This window comes from Streptomyces sp. NPDC048331 (assembly GCF_043201215.1).
Classification (GTDB): domain Bacteria; phylum Actinomycetota; class Actinomycetes; order Streptomycetales; family Streptomycetaceae; genus Streptomyces.
Genome location: NZ_JBICYT010000035.1, coordinates 1 through 13,625 on the forward strand (window position 1 = coordinate 1; position 13,625 = coordinate 13,625).

General features: G+C 69.1%; 10 protein-coding genes. 5 read left to right on the forward strand and 5 right to left on the reverse strand.

The genetic code is table 11. The annotated features are described in order from the left end of the window. Together ACGFYY_RS33700 and ACGFYY_RS33705 are read left to right on the forward strand one after the other, a co-directional pair. Window positions 1-309, forward strand: a 309-nt coding sequence (locus ACGFYY_RS33700) for a phosphoenolpyruvate carboxylase (RefSeq protein WP_393715260.1), incomplete at its 5' end; no start/stop codon positions are given. 68 nt (window positions 310-377) lie between these two features. Next, entirely contained in the window at window positions 378-1,448 is a 1,071-nt protein-coding gene (locus ACGFYY_RS33705) for an MBL fold metallo-hydrolase (protein WP_393715262.1), read from the forward strand. A gap of 37 nt (window positions 1,449-1,485) precedes the next feature. Here ACGFYY_RS33705 and ACGFYY_RS33710 read toward each other — a convergent pair whose 3' ends face one another. From ACGFYY_RS33710 to ACGFYY_RS33730, 5 genes are all read right to left on the reverse strand, one after another. Beyond that, entirely contained in the window at window positions 1,486-2,247 is a 762-nt protein-coding gene (locus ACGFYY_RS33710; RefSeq protein ID WP_393715264.1) for a thioesterase II family protein, read from the reverse strand. Further along, the gene (locus ACGFYY_RS33715; RefSeq protein ID WP_393715266.1) at window positions 2,244-5,153 is read right to left on the reverse strand and encodes a non-ribosomal peptide synthetase; all 2,910 of its coding nucleotides are present in this window, start codon (window positions 5,151-5,153) and stop codon (window positions 2,244-2,246) included. The genes ACGFYY_RS33710 and ACGFYY_RS33715 overlap by 4 nt, the downstream gene beginning before the upstream one ends. 59 nt (window positions 5,154-5,212) lie before the next feature. Then, entirely contained in the window at window positions 5,213-6,061 is an 849-nt protein-coding gene (locus tag ACGFYY_RS33720; RefSeq protein WP_393715268.1) for a mycofactocin-coupled SDR family oxidoreductase, read from the reverse strand. Continuing rightward, entirely contained in the window at window positions 6,058-6,765 is a 708-nt protein-coding gene (locus ACGFYY_RS33725; protein WP_393715270.1) for a thioesterase II family protein, read from the reverse strand. The genes ACGFYY_RS33720 and ACGFYY_RS33725 overlap by 4 nt, the downstream gene beginning before the upstream one ends. A gap of 332 nt (window positions 6,766-7,097) precedes the next feature. After that, entirely contained in the window at window positions 7,098-7,766 is a 669-nt protein-coding gene (locus ACGFYY_RS33730; protein ID WP_393715272.1) for an LmbU family transcriptional regulator, read from the reverse strand. A gap of 712 nt (window positions 7,767-8,478) precedes the next feature. Between ACGFYY_RS33730 and ACGFYY_RS33735 the strand changes: the two genes are divergently transcribed. The 3 genes from ACGFYY_RS33735 to ACGFYY_RS33745 all read left to right on the forward strand — a co-directional run bounded on the left by ACGFYY_RS33735 (window position 8,479) and on the right by ACGFYY_RS33745 (window position 13,314). Continuing rightward, on the forward strand, window positions 8,479-11,625 hold the full coding sequence (locus ACGFYY_RS33735; RefSeq protein WP_393715344.1) for a condensation domain-containing protein: 3,147 nt from the start codon (window positions 8,479-8,481) through the stop codon (window positions 11,623-11,625). A gap of 229 nt (window positions 11,626-11,854) precedes the next feature. Then, complete coding sequence (locus ACGFYY_RS33740) at window positions 11,855-12,331, forward strand: acyl carrier protein (RefSeq protein ID WP_393715275.1); 477 nt, start codon at window positions 11,855-11,857, stop codon at window positions 12,329-12,331. A gap of 65 nt (window positions 12,332-12,396) precedes the next feature. Then, on the forward strand, window positions 12,397-13,314 hold the full coding sequence (locus ACGFYY_RS33745; RefSeq protein ID WP_393715277.1) for a 3-oxoacyl-ACP synthase: 918 nt from the start codon (window positions 12,397-12,399) through the stop codon (window positions 13,312-13,314). Window positions 13,315-13,625 lie beyond the last annotated feature (311 nt).

Below are 13,625 nucleotides of genomic sequence, written 5' to 3' on the forward strand. Positions count from 1 at the left end.
TACGTCGACACCCTCGTCCCCGACCACCTCAAGCACGTCTTCGCACGCATCGAGGCCGAGCACGAACTCACCGTCCGCGAGGTCCTGCGCATCACCGGAGGCAACGAACTGCTCTCCGAACAAGGATTGTTGAAGCAGACCTTCGCGGTCCGTGATGCCTACCTGGACCCGATCTCCTACCTCCAGGTGGCCCTCCTGAAGCGGCAACGGGACGCGGTCGCCGGCGGGGCGGAGCCCGACCGCCTGCTGTCCCGGGCCCTGCTCCTCACCGTCAACGGAATCGCTGCCGGGCTGCGCAACACCGGCTGACCCGTCCGCACCGCCACGCCCGAAGCCACCGGCACGCCCCGCACCCCGTCGCCTCCGAGGAGTTCGCCATGACAGACGTCCACCGCATCCCCGGCCCTTCGCGCCGGAGAGTGCTGCGCACCGCACTGGCCACCGCGGCGGCGGTGTCCGCCCCCTTGGCCGGCGTCACGTCCGGCGTCGCACACGCCGCGGACCCGCACGAAGAGCGGGACGTGGTCCACGGCGCACCGCACATCGGCGCACTGAACGACCAGTCGGCCGTGCGCACGCTCACCCTGGGCGACACCCGGCTCACCTACGTCGTCGACGCTGCCATGGAGCTGGACCCCGCCGGATTCCTGCCCGCCGTCCCCGCCGCCTACTGGCGCGACCACCCCGAGGCACTGACCCGCTCCGGGCGCATCGCCGCCTCGGCGGGCGGTGTGCTCGTCGAGCGGGGCGGCCGGAGGCTGCTGATCGACGTGGGCCTGGGCAGCAACATCTTGCCCACGTCGCTCGGCACCGGCCGGGGCGGGGCGCTGCTGAGCACCCTCCGCGCGCTGCGGGTCCCCCCGGCGTCCGTCGACACGGTGGCCTTCACGCACCTGCACACCGACCACACGGGCCTCGGCTTCGTCCGGGACCGCGCCCACGTGCCGCGCAAAGCGTTCCCCCGCGCCGACTACCTGGTGGCGGGCGCCGAGTGGGCCCCGTTCTGGCGAGGTGACGTGCAGGTGGGGGCGCCGTCCTGGGACGAGTTCATGGTGCCGATGTCCCGCGCGTCGCGGCGCTTCGACGAAGGCGCCGAGGTGTGGCCCGGCGTCACCGCGCTGATCACCCCCGGTCACAGCCCCGGCCACACCACGTACGAGGTCCGGGCCTCCGGCGGGCGGCGGATCCTGGTGTTCGGCGACGCCTTCCACACGCCGGCCCAGCTGACCCACCCCGAGTGGCCCTCCGGCCCCGACACGGACGTCGCCGGCGTGCTGAAGGCCCGTACGGAGCTCCTGTCCCGGTTGCTCGCCCCCCGCACGTACGGTTTCGGCTTCCACTTCGGGGACCAGGCCTTCGGCCGTGCCGTACGGGACCGTGCCGGAGCCGTCCGGTGGCACCCCGTACCCACCCGCGCGCTCCTGCCCGCCCCGATCCGCCTCACCTGACCACGGACGCGGCCCCCGTCTTTTCCGGTCGGCGGGTTCAGCCGTGTCTCTTCACCGTGCGGAGGACGGACTCGGTGACCTGGTCCGCGCACGAGGTCAGGTAGAAGTGGCCGCCGGGGAAGATCTCGGACGTGAAACCGCCGGTGGTGAACTGTGCCCAGGCCAAAGCCTCGTCGACCGGTACGACGGGATCGGAGTCACCAGCCATCACCGTGATCGGGCAGGCAAGAGGCGGCGTCACCGGTTCCGGTTCCGTGTACGCGGCCAGCGCCGCGTAGTCCGCACGCACGGTGGGCAGGAACATCTTCAACAGTTCCTCGTTTCCGAGCAGATCTCCCGCGGTGCCGCCCAGTCGCCGCAGCTCCGCCAGTACCCCGCCGTCGTCGCGCAGGTGGACGGAACCGGCACGCAGCCGGGACGGTGCGCGGCACGCGGAGACGATCAGCGCGAGCGGATCGCGCTCCAGGCGCCGGGCGACCTCGAAGGCGACCACGGCACCCATGCTGTGTCCGAACAGCACGAGCGGTCCGCACCCGTCCTCCTCCACGTCGGCCAGCTCCGCGACCACCCCGTCCGCCAGTTCGGCGAGGGAACGGGCCGGCGGTTCGGCCAACCTGTCGTGGCGGCCCGGGTACTGGACGGCGAGCGTCTCGACCGTGGGCGAGAGCTGTCGGGAGAAGGGGAGGTAGAAGTTGGCCGCACCACCCGCGTGGGGAAAGCACACCAGCCTGACCGCCCCCGATCGGGCCGCACGGTAGCGGCGGAGCCACAGGTCGGCCCGCACGGCCTGCGCGCTCATCGCCGCCTGCCCTCTCGTTCGTCGGAAGGGGCGGCCGGGGCGTCGGAAGCGGGCGTCATCCGCTCCCTGACCAGCTGGATGAACTGTCGCGCGAAGGAGTTCTGGTAGAAATCCCGCACGGCGATCTTCGGCGCTCCGAGCCCCTTGACCTCGGCCAGTACACGGACGACCAGGAGCGAGTTGCCGCCCAGCGTGAAGAAGTTGTCCTCCGGGCCGACCCGCGTACCCAGGTGTCGGCTCCAGATGCCCAGCACGTCACGCTCCAGCCGGTCGGCGGACCCGGTCCCGACGCGATCCGGGGACTCCGTCTCGGCCGGCCGAGGGGCGGTCGGTGCGGGGAGTCGTGCGACATCCACCTTCCCGTTGATCGTCAAGGGGATGACATCGAGTTCGGTGACCGTGGCCGGGACCATGTAGTCGGGCAGCAGCTGCCTGGCGTGCTCCGCGACGCCGGCCACTGTCGTGCCCCGCCCGAGCACGACGTAGGCGTCCAGCCGGTCGGCCGCCCGATCGCCGCTCTCGTCGTGGTGGACGACGACGGTCGCCCCGGAGACCGACGGTGCTCCGAGCAGGACGTTGCGGATCTCGTCCAGCTCGATCCGGTACCCGCGGATCTTCACCTGACTGTCGATCCTGCCCAGGTGTGCCAGGGACCCGTCGGGGCTCATACGGCCCTTGTCGCCACTGCGGTAGATCCGCTCATCGGTCACCGGGTCGATGACGAAACGTCGCGCCGTGAGCTCCGGCTGCCCCTGGTAGCGAAGGGCGACTCCAGCCCCGCCGACCCAGATCTCACCCGCCGCTCCCACCGGCAGAACCTCTCCTCGCGGTCCACGTACGGACACCGACCAGCCGGGAAGCGCCCGGCCCACCGACCGGCTCCCGCGCAGAGCCGCCTCGGGCGTCACGGTCTGCGCCGTCACGTGCACGGTGGTCTCCGTGATCCCGAACATGTTGATCGGACGGCACTCCGCCTGCGGGTGGCGGGCGAACCAGGGCAGCAGCTCGCGGGCGTCCAGCGGCTCACCACCGAAGATCACCAGGCGCACCGCGAGCTCGGCGGGCGATTCCCGGTCCTGTGCGACGAGAGGCAGGAAGGCGGAGGGCGTCTGGCTGAGCACGGTGACGCGCCGTTCGGCGAGCAGTGCGTGGAACTCGCCCGTGTCCCGCGTGATCCAGAAGGGCACCACCACGAGTTGCCCGCCGGTCAGCAGACAGCCCCAGATCTCCCAGACGGAGAAGTCGAACGCGCTGGAGTGGAACATCGTCCAGATGTCGTCCTCGCCGAGCCCGAAGTCCTCGGCCGTGCCGTCGACCAGGGCCAGCACGTTGCGGTGCGGGACGACGACACCCTTGGGCCGACCGGTCGATCCGGACGTGTAGATGATGTAGGCGGGATCGTTCTCGTCGGAGGACGTGGTCCGGCCGCGGGGGACGCTCCGCTCGCCGAGCCGGACCAGCTCCTCGGGGGGCACGGACCGAACGCCCTCGACGACCGGGAACACGTCGACCGTGGAGACGACGAGGCGCACCCCCGCGCTGTCGACCGTGTAACGCAGGCGCTCGTGCGGGTACGTGACGTCCATGGGTACGTAGGCGCAGCCGGACTTGAGGATCGCGAGCAAGGTGACGACGAGGATCGCGTCGCGCTCCAGGCACACGCCCACCGTGCTCCCCGGCACCACCCCCGAGGAGCGCAGCCCCTCGGCCATGAGTTCCGCCTGCTCATCCAGCTGGCGATAGGTCAGCGTGCGGGTGCCGTCCGTCACGCCCACCGCGTCCGGATGGCGGCGTGCCAGGTCCTCGAAGCGCCCGTGGACCGTCGAACCGGCCGTGGGGGTCGCGGCGATCGCAGGAGTCGCTCCCCGTCGCACGATGTCCGCGGCGTGTGCCGCCGACATCAGGGGGGTGGCCGACAGGGGCAGTTCCTCCCCGGACTCGCCGAGATCCGCCAACCACTGCGCGACATGTGCCACTTGGTCGGTGAAGGCGCGCGCGATCCGCGGATCGATCGCGCCCTCGTCGTACCAGCAGGTGCCGCTCCAGGACCGGTCCGCGCGCTGCTCGACCTGGAGCGTGAGGGGGAAGACGGGCGCGAGGCAGGGGTGGTACCGCCGCGCTTCGTCCCACTCGCCGAAGACCATGCCCAGCGCGATCGCGGGGCCACCCCCGGGTTCTGTCGCCGGTTCGCCCGCGGGCTCCGACGTCTCGGGCCCCAAGGCGAGGAAACCTGCGACGGACAGGGCCTCGTCGTACGTGAAGACGTACGTGTACAGCGCGTGCGGTCCTGCCGCGTCGGGATCGAGCAGGGCGATCCGCGGTGTCTCCTCGGCGTCGTACCGGGCCAGGACGATGGCGGCCGCGGAAGTCAGCAGCTTCCGGTCCACCGGGTTCTCGCGGACCGTCGTGGAGAAGCGGGCCGCACCGACGCGACCGCGGCGCGCGAGGTCCCCGAAGCCCCACTCCGGCCCGGCGGGTGGGGCGGCACCCGCCCCGCCCGTTTCACGCAGGGTGTCATGGCGACGTGCCCGGGGCAGGGAACCACCGGTGAGGAAACCGGCCAGGTCGCTCAGTGCCGCCCGGGACAGGGCGTCACGGGAGGCGACCAGTACCAGATCGGCGACGTCGTCCGTGTGCCGCACGAGCGTGATGCGCAGCCGCGGACCGGAGGTGGCGCGCAGCGGCCGGCGGGCTTCCTGTTCCGCGTACCGCCGTGCCGCAGGCGCCGTCGAGCGCTCCCGGGTGCGCCGTTCCCACAGCACGCCGTCGGCGAGCTCGCCGACCTGTTCCAACCGTCGCCGGAGTTCGCCGGTGGCGGGTGGCTTCGGGCAACTGATCGTCAAGCTGTGGCACAGGGCGGCCTGCTCGTGGGACTGCGGCGGCACGGACCAGTGGGCTGTCGCCATCGGAGAACTCCTGTCGGTGCGCCAAGAAGAATGCGGGGAACACGGTCGGCCGACGCGGGTCAGCGCGCGGTGAAACCGCCGTCGACCGTCAGTGCGCTGCCGGTCACCTGAGGGGAATCGTCACCGGCGAGCCAGAGGGCGGCGCCGGCGATGTCGGAGGGTGCGATGAGCGAGTTCATCGGCTGCGCTTCGACGAAGACCCTCTCGTGGTCTTCCCCGGCCACGTCCAGGGAGCGAGCGATCTCGGACAGCATCCGGCCGTCGACCACCGGGTCGTCCACGACGGAGCCCGGGCAGAGGGCGTTGACCCGGACCTGGTACGGCCCGTAGTCGAGGGCCGCGGCCTTGGTCAGCCCGATCAGCCCGTGCTTGGCGGCGACATATCCCGCGAAGTGCCGGTAGCCGACCAGACCGGCGGTGGACGAGATGTTGATGACGCTGCCTCGCCGCTGGGCGATCATCGTCGGCGCCACGGCTTTGATCATGCGCCACGCCCCGGAGAGGTCGACGTCGAGCATCAGGCCCCACTCGTCCTCGGTGATCTCGTGGACAGCCTTTCCCGAAGGGGCGGCGATGCCGGCGTTGTTGACGAGGACATCGATACGGCCGAAGCGGTCGAGTGCCTTCTCGACAGCCGGCGTGACGTTGCCGCGGACGTCGACGGGCTCCGCCAGCACCGCCGCGCCGCGCTCCTCGCAGAGTTTGGCGGTGTGCGTGAGCTGACCGCTCGTCGACAGGGGGTAGGGGACGCCTCCGATGTCCTCACCCACGTCGAGCAGAACGAGGTCGGCTCCCTCTTCCGCGAACCGCAGCGCACAGGCGCGTCCCAGGCCGCGGCCCGCGCCGGTGATCACCACGGTCCGGCCCTCCAGGGCCGGACCCGCGGCGCTTCTCCTGTCGCGCGTCATGTGCGGGCGCCTCGCGTCGCGGCGTCGATGACGGCGAGCAGTTCCTGTGCCCCGTCGGTCAGGTACATGTGTCCACCCGCGAGTTCCCTCAGCTCGAACGGCCCGGTCGTCGCCCCTTCCCAGGTCGCGCACTGGGCCCGGCTCACCAAGGCGTCGTCCGTCCCTCGCAGGGCGGTGACGGGCAGCGTCAACGGCTCGTCCGAAACGGGTCGGTACTCCTCGTGCAGGGCGACGTCCGCCCGGAGCAACGGAAGCAGCACCTCCCGCAGCTCGGGGTCGTCGAGTGCCTCGTGCCGGTACCCGGCGAGATCCGCGACCCGCTCCACGAAGGTGTCGTCGTCGAGTTCCGCGGTCCGCCCGGTGCGACCGCTCCGGGGACCGGGGGATCCGCTCACGAAGAGGTGCTCCAGCCCGGTGAAGCCCTGGGCCTGGAGTTCACGAGCGGTCTCGTAGGCGAGGACGGCGCCGAGGCTGTGCCCGAAGAGCGCCACTCGTTCCGCCCCGCCGACAAGGCGGAGCGCGGCGCCCGCAAGATCCTTGGCCGCCTCTGCGGCGTCCTTGTACGGGTCGTCCAGGAAACGTTCCTCCCGGCCCGGCATCTGCAACGGGACGATCCGGAGACTCTGCTCACCGCCGTTCGGCCAGGCCCTGTAGAAGCCGGCGCCGCTCCCGGCGAAGGGTACGCACAACAATGACAGGGTCATTTATCATCCTCATACTTAGAATGCCATTCACCCGACAGCGACTTCATCATCATGGACGCCGGGTGAACACGTCCAGGCACATGAAGGATCCCGGTTTGCATTGCGGATGAAAACCTTGTCCAGCCGGCGGGACAAGCGAACTCGGCACCGCATCAGGCTCGTTCTTCAGGATGTTTACGGCGAATCCATTTCGAGGACACCGAAAGCATGTACCGAACCTGACCTGTGACGGGCGACGACATTGCCACGGCTCGCATTCAGGACGGTACCGGCGACCACCGCACGCCGGGAAGACACCAGGAGGTCTCCCGACGCGCGACGGCACCCTCGCCTCAGGACCCGCCCGCGGCCCGCCGCAGTATCTCCATCGCCCAGGTCTCGACCGGCTCACCTTCCTTGCTGGCGGCGGTCCGCAGCCGCGCCAGGATTTCTGCCGGGAGTTCGATGTGCAGCAGGCCCGCCTCGGGCGAGCGGTCGGCGTCACTCCGGTCCGGACCCGAGCCGGATCCGGCCGCGGCGGGTTCGACCCGCCCCGACGCCGAACCGGTCCCGGTGGGAGCGCCTTTGTCCAGCTCAGCACGGCTCTCGGGCTCGGCCACCTCACCCTGCCGCGCGCGGAGGCTGCTACGGACCTCACCGCGAAGCTTGTTCCTGCTCCAGCCCATCTCCTCCGCTCTCCTCAGCCAGTAGTCCTGTTCCGGCTGATCGAGCGCGACCACTTCGAGGTGATGACTGAAGCTCAGATTCTGCCGCCTGCGGGTCAGCGGGAACTTGCGCGCGACCCATGTGTAGTTACGAAGCGTCTGGTAACTGAGCGACGTCCGCTTGACGGCTTCGTGGTAACGGTCCTGGAACTCGGATTCACCGTAAACGAGCCAGTCGGCGACCCACCAGGTGGAAGAGTCCGCGAAAGAGAGCAGTCCGGTGCCGACCTGCTCCCACATATTGACGCTCTGCTTGGATGTGAACGACAAGCCGGACTTGTGGAACTGCACGCCCATACTCCGCAGCTGTCCCGCAGTGCTTGCCGTTGCAACGTTCCGTGCGATTGTCTCGTTTGTCCGTTTTGTTAGAATGGCAGTGCTCAACGATCCCCCGTTGGTTGACGCTTTGCGTGTACCGGCCAACCGTAACGGTTGGATGTCGTCCAGGGCGTAATTGTGCGCGACGGGTGGGCCGCTCGCTACGGCGCGCGAGAGGGCTCACACGGCCCCCAGCGGCCGTTCACCGATAAACGTTTTCTTTAAGCAAAATCTCTCGGGGCCCCATTTGCGCCACCCATTTCCACATCACCCCATGCCTCCCATCGGACAATTCGCCACGTTCCATGCCGATCCATGCGAGAGTGCACCTGCGCCCCGGCGGTGTCTCGCCGGCGAGACAGGTCGGCAGAGCGAACCATTCCAGCCATGGCTGGATATGACCCCAGAGGGCGTCCTGTTCGTGTCCACGTCTTTCCTGCGGCGACGATCTTTCGACGCGGAGCACGTGAGACCGTCTGACACACGCTCGAACGATTGCGTTGATCGAGCCTGTAAATAAGGTGTTGTCGAAGAAACGGCCGATCGATAGGGGAGGGCTTCCGTGCCCCGAATACGTCACACACATGGGCTGGATATGCCGGATCTTGAGGGTGACGGTCTCGCGGGCAAGCGTCATTCGCGGATGGTTCCCGCCTCATCGGCGCAGCGCAGGATGTACTTCTCCTCGGTGATGCGCCCGAACAACTCCTCCGACGTATGGAGGCCGATTCTCACCGTTACCGGTGATCTCTCGACAGACAGGCTGGAGCGCGCGCTTCACGTGCTGCGCGGCAGGCACGAGGCGTTTCGAACCACATTCCTGGAGCGCGACGGCGAAGTCTTCCAGTTGGTGCACGACGAGGACGGCGACGCCACGCAGCCGGTCCTGATCGACGTCGTGGAGGCCGAGGGCGACTCGCCGGACGTGCGCCGAGCGTGGGCGGACGCCGAGGCCAGGAGGGTTGTCGACCTCCCCTTCGACATGTCGTCGGGCCCGCTCTGGCGAACGTCGGTGATACGGATATCGCCGAGCCTCCACCTGCTGGTCTTCGTGTTCCATCACATCATCACGGACGAGGTTTCCGGGAAGGTGTTCGCCGAAGAACTCCGTCTCGCCTACGCAGACCCGCACGCGCCCGCCTTGGCGGTGCCGGCCGCACAGTACGCCGACTTCTGCCTGACGGAGAGCACTTCCCAGGTGGACGAGGCCGCCCTTGATTACTGGCGTGTCCAGCTGGCGGGTATTCAGCCGGCGCCGATGCCCGAGGACGGCGAGGACAGCCCGGGCAGAATGATCGGATCGCGGTTGCCGATCGCCGTCCCGCAGAATGTGGTGGCAGAATTCGAAGAGTTCTGCCGGGCTCGTTCGGTGACCCCGTTCGCCGGCATGCTGTCCGTATACTTCGTTCTGCTGCGGCGTTGGATGGGAACGAGCGACGTATCGGTCGGAACGCAGACGCTCGGCCGGCCGAGCCCAGAACTGTTCGGAACGATCGGATTCTTCTCCAACACGGTGGCACTGCGCTGCCAGGTGGATTCGGCACTGACCTTCGATCAGCTTCTCGATGTCGTGAGCGAAACGATTCACGACGCACTGGACTACCAGGACGTTCCGTTCGAGGTGGTGGTGGGCGCACTGGCTCCCGAGCGTGACGCCGACCGCAACCCCCTGTTCCAGGCTGCCATCACCTACGGCATGCTCGACCTGAGCGACGTATGGGCCCTCGAAGGTCTCCAGGTGACGCTCCTGCCGGAACCCGCGGAATTGTCCGGGCTCCAGTTCGACCTGAGGCTGGACGTTCAGCAGCTGGCAGGCGACGTATCACTCAACGTCGAATTCAACCGCCGGCGGTTCTCCGAGGAAGCCATGCGGCGGTTCGCCCACGCGTACGGCGACCTGCTGGTCTCACTCAGCCGGCAACCCGACGTCGCGCTCGGCAGCATCCCGCTGCTCGACCGGGCGGCACTGACGCACACCCTGGCGCTCGGCACGAGCGGCGAACCGGAAGGCGACCGTACTCCCCCGGAACCCACCTCCGTGTGGGACCTCTTCGAGCTGACCGCGGCCACCGCGCCCGAACGCGAAGCGGTCGTCGCGGACGGCACGTCGCTCACCTTCGCCGAATTGGCCGACCGGGCCCGCACGATGGCCGCGGGCCTCGAGGCGCGGGGGGTGCGGACCGGCACCGTGGTGGGGATCTGCCTGGACAGGCGCAGCGATCTGATCGTCGCCATGCTCGCCACCTGGTGCGCGGGCGGCGCCTTCCTGCTGCTGGATCCGCAGCACCCCGAGTTGCGCCACCGCATGCTCCTCGAGGAGGCGGGCATCGCTCTCGTCATCGCGGACGAGGCGGTCTTCGCCGAGGCGGAGGTCGTCTCGACGGCCGACCTGTCGGCGGACCCGGCGAAGACCTCCGGAGACGACCCGGCCGGCGGCGGCTTCGCGCGTCGCCCGGCCTACGTGGTCTTCGCACCGGGTTCCACAGGCCGGCCCAGGGGTGTGATCATCGACCAGGCGAGCCTTCTCTCGCACGTCACCACCCAACTGGCGCCGCTGTACGCGCGGTTGCCCAAGGGTCGTCAGGTGAATGTCGGTGCACTGAGTTCCCTGACCTCCGGCGTGTTCGTCAACCACTGCCTCGGCATGATCGCCTTCGGGCATCGGCTGCTGCTGATCGACGAAAGAGAGCGAACGGACCCGTACCGGCTCCTCGCCCGTGGCTCGAATCCCGAAACGGCGATCGATGTACTCGAATGCGCGAGCGGCCGACTGGAGAAGCTGCTCGAGGACGGCCTCCTGACACTCCCGCACCCACCGAAGATCGTGATGGTCGGTGGCGAGACCCCGTCCGACCGGCTGTGGCAGCGCCTGCACGACCAGCCCGGGCTGCTCGCCTTCCACGTGTACGGCCTCAACGAATGCACCGTCGAGTCGGCCAGGGCGGAGATCCGCGAACACCCGAAGCCGGTGGCCGGACGCGCGTCGGGCACGTCCCGGATCTACGTCGTGGACGACCGGATGCAGTTGCTGCCTCCCCTGTTCGTCGGCGAGATCTACATCGGTGGACCGGGCGTGGCCCAGGGGTACGCGGGACAGCCGGCGCACACCAGCGAGCGATTCGTGGCCGACCCGTTCAGTCCTGTTCCCGGACAGCGCATGTACCGCACCGGCGACAGGGGCCGGCTGCGTCCTGACGGGCAGCTGGAGCTGTGGGGGCGCCTCGATGATCAGCTCAAGGTCCGCGGCCTGCGCATGGAGCCGGCCGAAGTGGAGGACGTGCTGCTCGGGCATCCCGCCATCGCCCACGCCGCGGTCGTGGCGACCCGGACCGGCATCCGCGTGGCCGAACTGGTGGCCTACGTCGTGCCCTGCGACGAAGGCCAGGACGCGCTGACGCCCGCCACCGTCCAGGAGTTCCTGCGCGACAGGCTCCCCGCCGCGCTGTTGCCCGACCGGGTGCAGGTACTCGCCGCTCTTCCGACCACGCCCGACGGGAAGTGGGACCGCAGGACACTGTCGGGCGGCGCGCCGTCGAGCACCGTGTCGGACACCGTCCGAAGCGTCTCGGTGTCCGACGACCCCCGTGAACGGCAGCTGTGCCAGATCGTGGCCGAGGTGATCGGCCTTCCGCACACGGACGTCGACGACAACTTCTTCCTTCTCGGCGGAGACTCGCTGCTCGTCATGACCGTCATCGGTCGGGTGCGCGCCGTCATGGGCCGCGAGTTGGGGCTGCGGGCGTTCTTCGAAGTGGAGACGCTCGGGGAGCTCGCCGCTCTGCTCGGTGCCGAGGTCAGCGCGTCCCGGCCCGTGCTGGGCAGGAGAGCGGACTCATGACGTGGGTTCCGCGACGGGGTGGGCCGGGGCTTTGGGCTCGTGCGCCCGCATGAGCGGGCTCCGCCGATCACGATGTTGTCCCGCCGGCGAGACATCCGCGGCATGGGCAGGGACCTGCGCGGGTGATCGCGCGCTGCGGCGAAGCGATCTCGGCCGCCGTTTCGGAGGCCGGGTGTCCGAATTGATTGCACAGGAGAGTCATGGCGAACCCAGTTCGAGAATCAGGGAGATGGCCGATGAGTCGCGGTGGAAAGGCGGCGGGCAGATGACGATCGGCGACGCCGACGGCCCCATGGCCGTCCCTGACCATCTCGACGGGCTGATCCGGGCGCGGCTCACCGGCCCGTTCGACCGCGACGTCCCCTTGGTCTCGCTCGGGTTCGACTCGCTCGCCTCCATCGAGCTGTGGAGCCGGCTGCGGACCGACCTCGGTGTGGACGTCCCGGCCGCCGAGCTGCTGGAGCTCACCCTGGACGGTCTGACGGCGCGGGTGCTGGCCGAAGGCGGGTCCGTGGCCGCGTCCGCTGCCGGAGCGGTTGCCGGCGGAGCCGCGGGGACAGCACTCGACGACACCTCTCCGGAAGCGGCCGCGCAGCTGCTGGCGGCCCTCGACGGCCTGGACGAAGCGGGGATGGAGCGCCTGGCGGCCGAACTCGCCTCCGGGTCCGGATCCGGACCTGGATCCGAGGCTGCGCCCGCCGGCTGAGGCCGATCCCCCGCAGCCTCCGAACAAATCGACCGTCCGAACACACATCCCGTTGTGGAGCACCGATGAGTTCCTCCCCCGTCTTCCTGAGCGGACCGCAGTACGTGCTGGGGGAGATCGCGTCGCACCATGCCGAGACTCCCGAGCTGGAGGCACGGGCCGGTGAACTAGGAGTTCCGTACGCCCCGGAGCTGTGGGGCTGGGGCCATGTGCACCGGAGCGACAAGTCGCTGGAGGCCCTGGCGGTCGAGGCGGGCAGGGCGACGCTCCGCGCCGCCGGCGTCGACCCGTCCTCCGTCGACGCGCTGGTGCTGTGCTGCACGAGTTTTCCAGGGGGCCCGGACAGCCACGGCGGCTTCGTGCGGACCATCGCGGAGGGCTTGGGAACGGATGGGACCGACTTCCTCGGCATCACGCTCGACCGCTGCACGAACCTGTTGGCGGGCCTGCGAGTCGCCGAGGCCTTCGTGGCCGCCGGAACGCATCGGCGCGTCCTGGTCGTCACCACCGACAGAGTCACCGTCGAAGCGGAAAGACTGGCCAAGTTCGCCCTGTTCAGCGATGGCGCGGCCGCCGTGCTGGTGTCGGACACCGACGGGGAGTACGAGATCGTCGCCAGTGCCGCGGCGCACGAGCTGAAGGACTTGGACTGGTCGAACCAGATCAGTCCGGACCTCTCCCGTCGCGTGAACACACAGCTGATGAAACGTGCGTCCATCGGAGTCGACCAGGTCGACATCCTCATGCACACCAATATCTTCGAAGCCATCATCGTCATGAAAGAGCTTCAGGCGGGCTTTTCAGCGGCGCAGTTGTACACCGAGAACATCGCACGGGTAGGCCACTGCTTCGCCGCTGACCCGATCATCAACCTGACGGATCTCGCAGCGGCCGGTCGTCTTCGCGACAACGGCCACTACCTGCTGGCCGCATCGGTTCCTGGAGTACGGTACGGGGTTCTGCTCCGTAAGCAGCCCCGCTGAAGGGCTGCGCCGTAGCACTTGAACCGGCATTCTCGAATGGGCCGGCGGGGGCGTTGTCTCGCCGGCGAGACAGGCATGTGGTGACCACCATTTCGCCGTTCGTCATGCCCGTGAATCCGCCACCACCCGCGTTTCCTGATGGAGAGAAAGTCCGGTCACGGGCGCCGATATCGGCATGGTGCCGCGAGAGGGCCTCGGATTCTGGTGAGGCCGTGCTTCGTCCGCGTAGGTTTCATCGAGCACCGCCCGATCAAGGTGCCGTCGGGCACGCGGCCGTCTCGACCGATGCTGACCTGCGGATCTGAAAGGGC

What these genes read in the sequence shown, in the direction of transcription:
- ACGFYY_RS33725 (WP_393715270.1), bottom strand. Translation starts at nt 6,765, where the DNA reads ATGACCCTGTCATTGTTGTGCGTACCCTTCGCCGGGAGCGGCGCCGGC.
- ACGFYY_RS33710 (WP_393715264.1), bottom strand. Translation starts at nt 2,247, where the DNA reads ATGAGCGCGCAGGCCGTGCGGGCCGACCTGTGGCTCCGCCGCTACCGT.
- ACGFYY_RS33730 (WP_393715272.1), bottom strand. Translation starts at nt 7,766, where the DNA reads ATGGGCGTGCAGTTCCACAAGTCCGGCTTGTCGTTCACATCCAAGCAG.
- ACGFYY_RS33715 (WP_393715266.1), bottom strand. Translation starts at nt 5,153, where the DNA reads ATGGCGACAGCCCACTGGTCCGTGCCGCCGCAGTCCCACGAGCAGGCC.
- ACGFYY_RS33720 (WP_393715268.1), bottom strand. Translation starts at nt 6,061, where the DNA reads ATGACGCGCGACAGGAGAAGCGCCGCGGGTCCGGCCCTGGAGGGCCGG.
- ACGFYY_RS33740 (WP_393715275.1), top strand. Translation starts at nt 11,855, where the DNA reads ATGGCCGATGAGTCGCGGTGGAAAGGCGGCGGGCAGATGACGATCGGC.
- ACGFYY_RS33745 (WP_393715277.1), top strand. Translation starts at nt 12,397, where the DNA reads ATGAGTTCCTCCCCCGTCTTCCTGAGCGGACCGCAGTACGTGCTGGGG.
- ACGFYY_RS33735 (WP_393715344.1), top strand. Translation starts at nt 8,479, where the DNA reads ATGCGCCCGAACAACTCCTCCGACGTATGGAGGCCGATTCTCACCGTT.
- ACGFYY_RS33705 (WP_393715262.1), top strand. Translation starts at nt 378, where the DNA reads ATGACAGACGTCCACCGCATCCCCGGCCCTTCGCGCCGGAGAGTGCTG.